This window comes from Streptococcus shenyangsis (genome assembly GCF_006385785.1).
Lineage (GTDB): Bacteria > Bacillota > Bacilli > Lactobacillales > Streptococcaceae > Streptococcus > Streptococcus shenyangsis.
The window spans coordinates 107,219-116,445 of the sequence record NZ_VFSH01000007.1 but is presented as its reverse complement, the minus strand read 5'-3'; the positions used below and the strand labels follow the sequence as shown (position 1 = coordinate 116,445).

Here is a 9,227-nt window from a genome sequence, read left to right as displayed (position 1 = left end):
TTACTCAGAGTTAAGTGACGATAGCCTAGGAGATACACCTGTACCCATGCCGAACACAGAAGTTAAGCCCTAGAACGCCGGAAGTAGTTGGGGGTTGCCCCCTGTGAGATATGGAAGTCGCTTAGCTCTAGGGAGTTTAGCTCAGCTGGGAGAGCATCTGCCTTACAAGCAGAGGGTCAGCGGTTCGATCCCGTTAACTCCCATAGGTCCCGTAGTGTAGCGGTTATCACGTCGCCCTGTCACGGCGAAGATCGCGGGTTCGATTCCCGTCGGGACCGTTTAAGATAACGAAAGTTATTTTAGACTCGTTAGCTCAGTTGGTAGAGCAATTGACTTTTAATCAATGGGTCACTGGTTCGAGCCCAGTACGGGTCATATCTGCGGGTTTGGCGGAATTGGCAGACGCACCAGATTTAGGATCTGGCGCTTAACGGCGTGGGGGTTCAAGTCCCTTAACCCGCATTAAGATATAATAAATGAGCCGGCTTAGCTCAGTTGGTAGAGCATCTGATTTGTAATCAGAGGGTCGCGTGTTCAAGTCATGTAGCCGGCATTTTTAGATAGAAGAAAATAGTGCGAACGTAGTTCAGTGGTAGAACACCACCTTGCCAAGGTGGGGGTCGCGGGTTCGAATCCCGTCGTTCGCTTAGAGAGGCCGGGGTGGCGGAACTGGCAGACGCACAGGACTTAAAATCCTGCGATTGGTAACGATCGTACCGGTTCGATTCCGGTCCTCGGCATAATATAATGAGCACCCTTAGCTCAACTGGATAGAGTACCTGACTACGAATCAGGCGGTTAGAGGTTCGACTCCTCTAGGGTGCATTTTTCTATTTAACTCGGGAAGTAGCTCAGCTTGGTAGAGTACTTGGTTTGGGACCAAGGTGTCGCAGGTTCGAATCCTGTCTTCCCGATTCATGGCGGTGTAGCTCAGCTGGCTAGAGCGTCCGGTTCATACCCGGGAGGTCGGGGGTTCGATCCCCTTCGCCGCTATAATGATCTTGTTGGACCTTTAGCTCAGCTGGTTAGAGCTCTCGGCTCATAACCGAGTGGTCGTAGGTTCAAGTCCTACAAGGTCCATTTGAATAGTATGGAGGATTACCCAAGTCCGGCTGAAGGGAACGGTCTTGAAAACCGTCAGGCGTGTAAAAGCGTGCGTGGGTTCGAATCCCACATCCTCCTTTTTTATTAACGCGGGATGGAGCAGCTCGGTAGCTCGTCGGGCTCATAACCCGAAGGTCGTAGGTTCAAATCCTGCTCCCGCAATAAGGCTCGGTAGCTCAGTTGGTAGAGCAATGGATTGAAGCTCCATGTGTCGGCGGTTCGATTCCGTCTCGCGCCATTTTTACTTATAGCATGTATGCGGGTGTAGTTTAGTGGTAAAACTACAGCCTTCCAAGCTGTTGTCGCGAGTTCGATTCTCGTCACCCGCTTTGAACTTTGTTCAAATTACCAAGTTTTTAACTTGGGCGCGTAGCTCAGGTGGTTAGAGCGCACGCCTGATAAGCGTGAGGTCGGTGGTTCGAGTCCACTCGTGCCCATTAATAGGAGAATTACTCAAGAGGCTGAAGAGGACGGTTTGCTAAATCGTTAGGTCGGGTAACTGGCGCAAGGGTTCGAATCCCTTATTCTCCGTTTTATTGAGAGTTTATATCTCTCTTTTTGTATTTTAAGAATAGTAGAATAATAATTTCAGATTTGTAAAACTTAATTGTATTACTTATCTGAAGTTTTTTGGCTCTTTGTCAACTGTAGTGGGTTGAAGAAAAGCTAATACTCTTCAAAAATCAAATTCAAACCGTGTAAACGTTACTTTGCCGTACTCAAGTACAGCCTGCGGCTAGTTTCCTAGTTTGCTTTTTGATTTTTATTGAGTATAATCTCGAGAAAGGACAAAATTCGTCCTTTCTTTTTTGATGTTCAGAGCGATAAAAATCCGTTTTTTGAAGCTTTCGAAGTTTCGAAAACCAAAAGCATTGCGCTTGATAAGTTTGATAAGATTATTGGTGGCTTCCAGTTTGGCGTTGGAATAGGGTAGTTGAAGGGCGTTGGCGATCTTCTCTTTTTCCTTGAGAAAGGTTTTAAAGACAGTCTGAAAAAGAGAATGAACCTTCTTTAGATTATCGTCAATGAGCCCGAAAAATTTCTCCGGATCCTTATTCTGAAAGTGACAAAGCAAGAGCTGATAGTGATGATAGTGATGTTTCAAGTCTTCTGAATAGTTCAAAAGCTTGTCTAGAATCTCTTTATTAGTTAAGTGCATACGAAAAGTAGGGCGATAAAATCGCTTATCACTCAGTTTACGGCTATCCTGTTGAATGAGTTTTCAGTAGCGCTTGATAGCCTTGTATTCATGGGATTTTCGCTCAAACTGATTCATGATTTGGACACGCACACGACTCATGGCACGACTTAGATGTTGAACAATGTGAAAGCGATCAAGTACAATTTTGCACACGGAAAAAGCTGTTTAGCCAAGTCATAGTAGGGACTAAATATATCCATAGTAATGATTTTCACCTGAGAACGAACGGCTCTATCGTAGCGCAGAAAGTGATTCCGGATGATAGCTTGTGTTCTCCCTTCAAGAACAGTAATGATATTGAGCTTTTCAAAATCTTGCGCAATGAAACTAATCTTTCCCTTTGTAAAAGCGTACTCATCCCAGGATATAATTTCAGGAAGACAAGAAAGATCATGCTTAAAACGGAAGTCATTGAGTTTGCGAATAACAGTTGAAGTTGAAATGGCCAGCTGATGAGCAATGTCGGTCATAGAAGTTTTTTCAATCAACTTTTGAGCAATCTTTTGATTGATGATACGAGGGATTTGGTGATTCTTCTTGACGAGAGAAGTCTCAGCTACCATCATTTTAGAGCAATGATAGAGCACTTAAAACGGCGCTTTTTAAGTAGGATTCTAGTAGCCATACCAGTTGTTTCAAGGTAAGGAATCTTAGACGGTTTTTGAAAGTCATACTTCTTCATCAAACTACCACAATCAGGACAAGGTGGAGCCTCATAATTCAGTTTAGCGATGATTTCCTTGTGTGAATCCCTATTAACGATATCCATAATTTGGATATTGGGGTCTTTGATATCGAGTAGTTTTGTGATAAAACATAATTGTTCCATATGATTCTTTCTAATGATGGTTTGGTTGCTTTTCATTATAGATCTTATGGGACTTTTTTTCTACACAAAATAGGCTCCATAATATCCATAGGGGATTTACCCACTACAGAAATTATAGAGCTTCTTTGTCAACTATAGTAGATTGAAATAAGATATGAACAAATCGATTAGGAAAATCAAATTAAATTCTAGAAATGTTTTAGCAGTCACTATGTAATAATCTAACTTCAATCAACTACATATTGTCGATTTTATGGTTGTGCTTGTTTATTACTACTTCCAACTCTTTAGTGAAATTTCTCCGCTATTTAGCCAGATTTCTTTTCCGTTATCACATTGAACTAAAAGTTTTCCACTTTCAGAGATATCTTTAGCAAGCCCCTTGTAGTCTTTCTGTTCTAGTGTAAAAGTCACTTCTTTTCCTAGAACGAAGGACTGTTTTTTATATAGGTATAATAGCTCTTCTGCTGGTGTTTCGAAGAAAGCACGCCATATCTCTATAATTAATTCATTTCTGGTTATAGGTGCTGGTGCTTTAAATAGACTAGCAGCTTTTTCTTTTAATTCCTGGGGGAAGTCTTTAATAGTAAAGTTGATTCCTACTCCAATAATGATATCTGTGACTAAGCCAGTTTCTACAGAGGTCATTGCCTCAGTAAGGATTCCTCCAATTTTATGATTGTTTAGGTAGATATCATTGACCCATTTTATGTCGATATCTATTAAAGTTAGGTTCTTAATGGCTTTGTAGACAGCTCCTGCTACAAGTAGTGTGTAGGATGGTAATTTGTCATAGGGGAGATTTGGTTTAAGATGGAGTGTCATATAAATGCCCCCTTGTGGGGAGTAGAAAGAACGTTGAAAACGGCCTCGGCCAGCTGTTTGATAGGAAGCTAGGTAGAGAGTATTTGCTTCATTCCCTAAATCAATTGCTTCTTTTGCATCTAGTTGTGTCGATTTTGTTTCTGGTTTAAAACTGACATTAATTGGAAGATTTTTTTCTAGAATCTCTGGAAGAATAAGGTCACCATTCATCAGTTTATATCCTTTGTTTTTGATACTATCAATTTCAATGCCTTCTTGTTCTAGTCGCTTGATGGCTTTCCAAATTGATGTTCGGCTTAGGGATAGTTCTTCTGCAATTTTTTCTCCGCTGATATAGTCGGTTTCTTTAGATAGGATTTGGTAGACAGCTTGGTAGGATTTCATAGTGTTGCCTTTCTTTAAGAATAGTATATGATTTGAATCTAGTTTGGATAGTTGCGCCTAATCTATATTTTATTACTACTATTTTAACATATGCCTAGTCTTTACGGTATGATTTTCTTGGAGTAAATGTAGTACTAATGATTGAGTTTTGAAATCCCAGTATTTTTGCTCCCTTTTTTACCTAGTAAACGTTTCCTTTGTTTTCAAATTGCTAAAAAAGTGGTACAATAAAGGGTAGCTTACTATTATCTGAATCAGTTGATTTGGAGAGAAAGGATTCATTTTGAAATCAATAGGCTTTATTGAAAAGCTGAAAGGGTTGTCTAGTAAAGAGCTGATTTTATTGGGAATTATCCTGAGTATCTTTTTACCCTTTTATCTTTTTGTAGTTGTATTCTGTTTATATATTATCAGTTTAATTTTCACAGGAGACATGAAAAGTATTCTTCAGAAAATGGGAGAGCATCCGATGCTGCTTCTTTTTCTTGGCTATAGTACTGTTATATCCGTTTTTGCACAAAATTGGATGGGAGTTGTTGCTTCAGTAGGAATGTTTCTATTTACTGTTTTCTTTTTGCACTATCAGTCGATTTTATCACATAAATTCTTTCGATTGATTTTGCAGTTCGTCTTGTTTGGTAGCGTCTTGTCAGCTGCTTTTGCGAGTTTAGAACATTTCCAAATTGTGAAGAAATTCAACTATGCTTTTCTTTCACCCAATATGCAGGTGTGGCATCAGAATCGTGCAGAAGTGACCTTCTTTAATCCTAATTATTATGGAATTATTTGTTGTTTCTGTATCATGATTGCTTTCTATCTGTTTACAACGACCAAGTTGAATTGGTTGAAAGTATTCTGTGTGTTTGCAGGCTTTGTGAATCTCTTTGGTTTGAACTTTACGCAAAATCGAACTGCCTTTCCTGCTATTATCGCTGGAGCCATTATTTATCTCTTTACGACCATTAAAAACTGGAAGGCCTTTTGGCTTAGTATAGGGGTCTTTGCGATTGGCTTGAGTTTCCTCTTTTCCAGTGATTTGGGAGTTCGGATGGGAACTTTAGATTCCTCTATGGAAGAACGAATTTCTATCTGGGATGCTGGGATGGCCTTGTTTAAACAAAATCCTTTTTGGGGTGAAGGGCCATTAACCTATATGCACTCTTATCCTCGGATACACGCTCCTTATCATGAACATGCTCACAGCCTTTATATTGATACGATTCTGAGTTACGGAATTGTGGGGACTATTTTATTAGTTTTGTCTTCTGTTGCTCCTGTTCGCTTGATGATGGATATGAGTCAGGAGTCGGGGAAACGTCCGATTATCGGTCTTTATCTATCTTTCCTTACCGTGGTTGCTGTACACGGAATCTTTGACTTAGCTCTCTTCTGGATCCAGTCAGGCTTCATTTTCTTGCTAGTTATGTGCAGTATTCCGTTGGAGCATCGAGCGTTGGTATCGGACATGACGGATTAAGTATATAAGATTACAATCTTCTACCTTGTGTAGGAGATTTTTTTACAGGGAAAAATTATTTCTAAATCGAAATAGTTGACAATTAAAATAATAAATATTATAATATTTTTTATTCATATCGATATAGAAATAAATTGGAGGTGCCATGAAAGATAGTCATTTGGTAGCCCATCATATTCGTTTGTTGAATGGGCGGATTTTTCAGAAGTTACTGAGCCAAGATCCTGAGGCTCTTTATAGGGGTGAACAGGGTAAGATTTTAGCGGTTTTATGGAATAGTGAAACTGGCTGCGCAACTGCGACAGATATCGCGCTTGCGACTGGGCTTGCGAATAATACGCTGACGACTATGATAAAAAAGCTAGAGGAACAAAAGCTTGTAATTGTTAGTCCGTGTGGGAAAGACAAGCGTAAGAAGTATTTAGTGTTAACTGAGTTAGGCAAGTCCCAGAAAGAAGTGGGACATCGTGTCAGTCAGAGATTGGATACGATTTTTTACAAAGGATTTTCAGAGGAAGAAATTCGTCAGTTTGAAGCCTTTCAAGAAAGAATTTTGGCTAATCTGAAAGAGAAGGCAAATGAGGATTAAAATGGAGCAAATTAGCTGTTTTTAAGTAAAGGCCACTTTCGACTTTGTTTTCCAACTATTAGGACAAGGAAACTATGTGGTTAGCTATGGTCAGACTCAGATTGATGGAGTTGCTTATGCCCAGTACGATATCCTCCGTCTAGAAAACGGGAAAATTGTGGAGCATTGGAATAATAAAGAAGTTATGCCTAAGGTAGAAGACTTGACCAATCGAGGGAAGTTTTAAATTGAGGATACAGAATGATTGAATACAAGAATGTAGCTTTACGTTACACAGAAAAAGATGTCTTGAGAGATGTCAATTTACGGATTGAGAATGGGGAGTTCATGGTTTTAGTTGGTCCATCTGGCTCAGGTAAGACGACTATGATTAAGATGATTAACCGTCTCTTGGAACCGACTGATGGAAATATTTATATGGATGGCAAGCGCATCAAAGACTATGATGAGCGTGAGCTTCGTCTCTCTACTGGCTATGTTTTACAGGCCATTTCTCTCTTTCCTAATCTAACGGTCGCGGAAAACATTGCCCTGATTCCTGAGATGAAGGGATGGACTAAGGAAGAAATTGCTAAGAAAACTGAAGAGCTTTTGGCTAAGGTTGGCTTGCCAGTAGCTGAGTATGGGCATCGTTTGCCTAGTGAATTATCTGGTGGGGAGCAACAGCGTGTTGGAATTGTACGGGCTATGATTGGTCAGCCTAAGATTCTCCTCATGGATGAACCTTTTTCAGCCTTGGATGCTATTTCTCGCAAACAGTTGCAGGTTCTGACTAAAGAATTGCATAAAGAGTTTGGGATGACAACGATTTTTGTAACCCATGATACGGATGAAGCCTTGAAATTGGCGGATCGTATTGCTGTCTTGCAGGATGGAGAGATTCGCCAGGTAGCGAATCCCGAGACCATTTTAAAAGCGCCTGCCACAGACTTTGTAGCAGACTTGTTTGGAGGTAGTGTTCATGACTAATTTAATTGCAACTTTTCAGGATCGTTTTAGTGATTGGGTGACAGCCCTATCTCAACATTTGCAGTTGTCACTGTTGACCTTGTTACTAGCTATTTTTATCGCGATTCCCTTGGCTGTTTCTCTTCGCTATCATGAGAAGTTGGCCGACTGGGTCTTGCAGATTGCAGGGATTTTCCAGACTATCCCGTCACTGGCCTTGTTGGGACTCTTTATCCCCTTGATGGGAATTGGAACCTTGCCGGCTTTGACAGCTTTAGTGATTTATGCGATCTTTCCGATTTTACAAAATACCATCACTGGGCTCAAGGGAATTGATCCAAGTCTGCAAGAGGCTGGGATTGCCTTTGGGATGACTAGGTGGGAGCGTCTCAAGAAGTTTGAAATTCCACTTGCCATGCCTGTTATCATGTCTGGGATTCGGACAGCAGCAGTATTGGTTATCGGTACGGCAACCTTGGCGGCCTTGATTGGTGCAGGGGGACTGGGTTCCTTTATCCTTTTGGGAATTGACCGTAATAATGCCAGTCTGATTTTGATTGGGGCACTTTCTTCTGCAGTGCTAGCCATTGCCTTTAACTTCCTACTAAAAGTGATGGAAAAAGCAAAATTGCGGACGATTTTTTCTGGTTTTGCCTTGATGGCAATATTGCTCGGTCTATCTTATAGTCCAGCTCTCTTGGCTCAAAAAGAGAAAGAGAACCTGATCATTGCTGGGAAATTGGGGCCAGAACCAGAAATTTTGGCCAATATGTATAAGTTGCTAATTGAAGAAAATACCAGTATGACTGCGACTGTTAAACCGAATTTTGGGAAAACAAGCTTTCTCTATGAAGCTCTGAAAAAAGGCGATATTGATATTTATCCTGAATTTACCGGTACGGTGACTGAAAGTTTACTTCAGCCATCACCGAAAGTGAGTCATGAGCCAGAGCAGGTTTATCAGGTAGCGCGTGATGGCATTGCCAAACAGGATCATCTAGCTTATCTCAACCCCATGTCTTATCAAAATACCTATGCTGTAGCTGTTCCGAAAAAAATTGCTCAAGAATATGGCTTGAAGACTATTTCGGACTTGAAAAAAGTGGAAGGGCAGTTGAAGGCAGGCTTTACACTTGAGTTTAATGACCGTGAAGATGGAAATAAGGGCTTGCAATCAATGTATGGTCTCAATCTCAATGTGGCAACCATGGAGCCAGCCCTTCGCTATCAGGCAATTCAGTCAGGTGATATTCAAATCACGGATGCCTATTCGACTGATGCGGAATTGGAGCGTTATGATTTACAGGTCTTGGAAGATGACAAGCAACTCTTCCCACCTTATCAAGGGGCTCCACTCATGAAAGAAGCTCTTCTCAAGAAACATCCAGAGTTGGAAAGAGTTCTTAATAAATTGGCTGGTAAGATTACAGAAAGCCAGATGAGCCAGCTCAACTACCAAGTCGGTGTTGAAGGCAAGTCAGCAGAACAAGTAGCCAAGGAATTTCTCCAAGAACAAGGTTTGTTGAAGAAATGATGGGGCATAGACTTTAAACATACTGAACTAAACTTCCTTAAACGACTAGATAAAAGAATGCTCAGACAATTTCGTCTGGGCTTTTTGATTTTAGGGTTATTGAATGTCACTTAAAATGGAAAGAAAGAGAAAATTTTCAGGAATTTGCAAATTTTACTGTAAAGACACTTAGATATTCATAAAATAGGTGTATAATGTGTTGTGAATTACTTAACAAATAAGGGTTTTCAGCTCATGTCGACTAAGGCTGGAAATCTTGTGTATAGACAGTTCATTATATAATAGGGCGTTGCGTCCGAAAGTCTATCCAGATACGGCTCTTTAAAAACAAAAGGA

At 40.6% G+C, this 9,227-nt stretch carries 5 protein-coding genes, 17 tRNA genes, 1 rRNA gene and 2 pseudogenes; 23 read left to right on the top strand and 2 right to left on the bottom strand.

Annotated features, from left to right (window positions below):
- Window positions 1-10 precede the first annotated feature (10 nt).
- The 18 genes from rrf to FJR77_RS06635 all read left to right on the top strand — a co-directional run bounded on the left by rrf (window position 11) and on the right by FJR77_RS06635 (window position 1,635).
- Window positions 11-126: ribosomal RNA gene (gene rrf, locus FJR77_RS06720) — 5S ribosomal RNA — on the top strand.
- A gap of 4 nt (window positions 127-130) precedes the next feature.
- Window positions 131-203, top strand: a tRNA-Val gene (locus FJR77_RS06715).
- A 2-nt stretch (window positions 204-205) separates the two neighbouring features.
- A tRNA-Asp gene (locus tag FJR77_RS06710) sits at window positions 206-278 on the top strand.
- Between the two features lie 24 nt (window positions 279-302).
- Window positions 303-375, top strand: a tRNA-Lys gene (locus FJR77_RS06705).
- 5 nt (window positions 376-380) lie between these two features.
- A tRNA-Leu gene (locus FJR77_RS06700) sits at window positions 381-462 on the top strand.
- An 18-nt stretch (window positions 463-480) separates the two neighbouring features.
- Window positions 481-553, top strand: a tRNA-Thr gene (locus FJR77_RS06695).
- 22 nt (window positions 554-575) lie between these two features.
- Window positions 576-647, top strand: a tRNA-Gly gene (locus FJR77_RS06690).
- Between the two features lie 7 nt (window positions 648-654).
- A tRNA-Leu gene (locus FJR77_RS06685) sits at window positions 655-740 on the top strand.
- Between the two features lie 11 nt (window positions 741-751).
- Window positions 752-825, top strand: a tRNA-Arg gene (locus FJR77_RS06680).
- Window positions 826-840: 15 nt separating this feature from the next.
- Window positions 841-914 (top strand) — tRNA-Pro (locus tag FJR77_RS06675).
- A 5-nt stretch (window positions 915-919) separates the two neighbouring features.
- Window positions 920-993, top strand: a tRNA-Met gene (locus FJR77_RS06670).
- Window positions 994-1,006: 13 nt separating this feature from the next.
- Window positions 1,007-1,080: transfer RNA gene (locus tag FJR77_RS06665), tRNA-Ile, on the top strand.
- Between the two features lie 12 nt (window positions 1,081-1,092).
- Window positions 1,093-1,182, top strand: a tRNA-Ser gene (locus FJR77_RS06660).
- Window positions 1,183-1,192: 10 nt separating this feature from the next.
- Window positions 1,193-1,266, top strand: a tRNA-Met gene (locus tag FJR77_RS06655).
- 3 nt (window positions 1,267-1,269) lie between these two features.
- Window positions 1,270-1,342 (top strand) — tRNA-Phe (locus FJR77_RS06650).
- Between the two features lie 20 nt (window positions 1,343-1,362).
- A tRNA-Gly gene (locus FJR77_RS06645) sits at window positions 1,363-1,433 on the top strand.
- 34 nt (window positions 1,434-1,467) lie between these two features.
- Window positions 1,468-1,541: transfer RNA gene (locus FJR77_RS06640), tRNA-Ile, on the top strand.
- 6 nt (window positions 1,542-1,547) lie between these two features.
- Window positions 1,548-1,635: transfer RNA gene (locus FJR77_RS06635), tRNA-Ser, on the top strand.
- A 232-nt stretch (window positions 1,636-1,867) separates the two neighbouring features.
- Here the strand turns inward: FJR77_RS06635 and FJR77_RS06630 are convergent.
- Window positions 1,868-3,134, bottom strand: a pseudogene (locus FJR77_RS06630) (ISL3 family transposase).
- A gap of 273 nt (window positions 3,135-3,407) precedes the next feature.
- The gene (birA, locus tag FJR77_RS06625) at window positions 3,408-4,343 is read right to left on the bottom strand and encodes a bifunctional biotin--[acetyl-CoA-carboxylase] ligase/biotin operon repressor BirA (RefSeq protein ID WP_140833887.1); all 936 of its coding nucleotides are present in this window, start codon (window positions 4,341-4,343) and stop codon (window positions 3,408-3,410) included.
- 283 nt (window positions 4,344-4,626) lie between these two features.
- Between birA and FJR77_RS06620 the strand changes: the two genes are divergently transcribed.
- The 5 genes and pseudogenes from FJR77_RS06620 to FJR77_RS06600 all read left to right on the top strand — a co-directional run bounded on the left by FJR77_RS06620 (window position 4,627) and on the right by FJR77_RS06600 (window position 8,891).
- Entirely contained in the window at window positions 4,627-5,820 is a 1,194-nt protein-coding gene (locus FJR77_RS06620) for an O-antigen ligase family protein (protein ID WP_140833884.1), read from the top strand.
- Between the two features lie 145 nt (window positions 5,821-5,965).
- Window positions 5,966-6,409, top strand: coding sequence for a MarR family winged helix-turn-helix transcriptional regulator (locus FJR77_RS06615; RefSeq protein ID WP_140833882.1), 444 nt, complete (start codon window positions 5,966-5,968; stop codon window positions 6,407-6,409).
- A 34-nt stretch (window positions 6,410-6,443) separates the two neighbouring features.
- Window positions 6,444-6,635 (top strand): annotated as a pseudogene (locus tag FJR77_RS06610) (nuclear transport factor 2 family protein); the annotation flags it as partial.
- 14 nt (window positions 6,636-6,649) lie between these two features.
- Window positions 6,650-7,378, top strand: coding sequence for an ATP-binding cassette domain-containing protein (locus tag FJR77_RS06605; RefSeq protein WP_140833878.1), 729 nt, complete (start codon window positions 6,650-6,652; stop codon window positions 7,376-7,378).
- Complete coding sequence (locus FJR77_RS06600) at window positions 7,371-8,891, top strand: ABC transporter permease/substrate-binding protein (protein WP_140833875.1); 1,521 nt, start codon at window positions 7,371-7,373, stop codon at window positions 8,889-8,891. Before FJR77_RS06605 ends, FJR77_RS06600 begins: the two co-directional genes overlap by 8 nt.
- Window positions 8,892-9,227: the final 336 nt, after the last annotated feature.

Coding starts and splice junctions, on each gene's coding strand:
- birA (WP_140833887.1), bottom strand. CDS start 4,343: ATGAAATCCTACCAAGCTGTCTACCAAATCCTATCTAAAGAAACCGAC.
- FJR77_RS06615 (WP_140833882.1), top strand. CDS start 5,966: ATGAAAGATAGTCATTTGGTAGCCCATCATATTCGTTTGTTGAATGGG.
- FJR77_RS06605 (WP_140833878.1), top strand. CDS start 6,650: ATGATTGAATACAAGAATGTAGCTTTACGTTACACAGAAAAAGATGTC.
- FJR77_RS06600 (WP_140833875.1), top strand. CDS start 7,371: ATGACTAATTTAATTGCAACTTTTCAGGATCGTTTTAGTGATTGGGTG.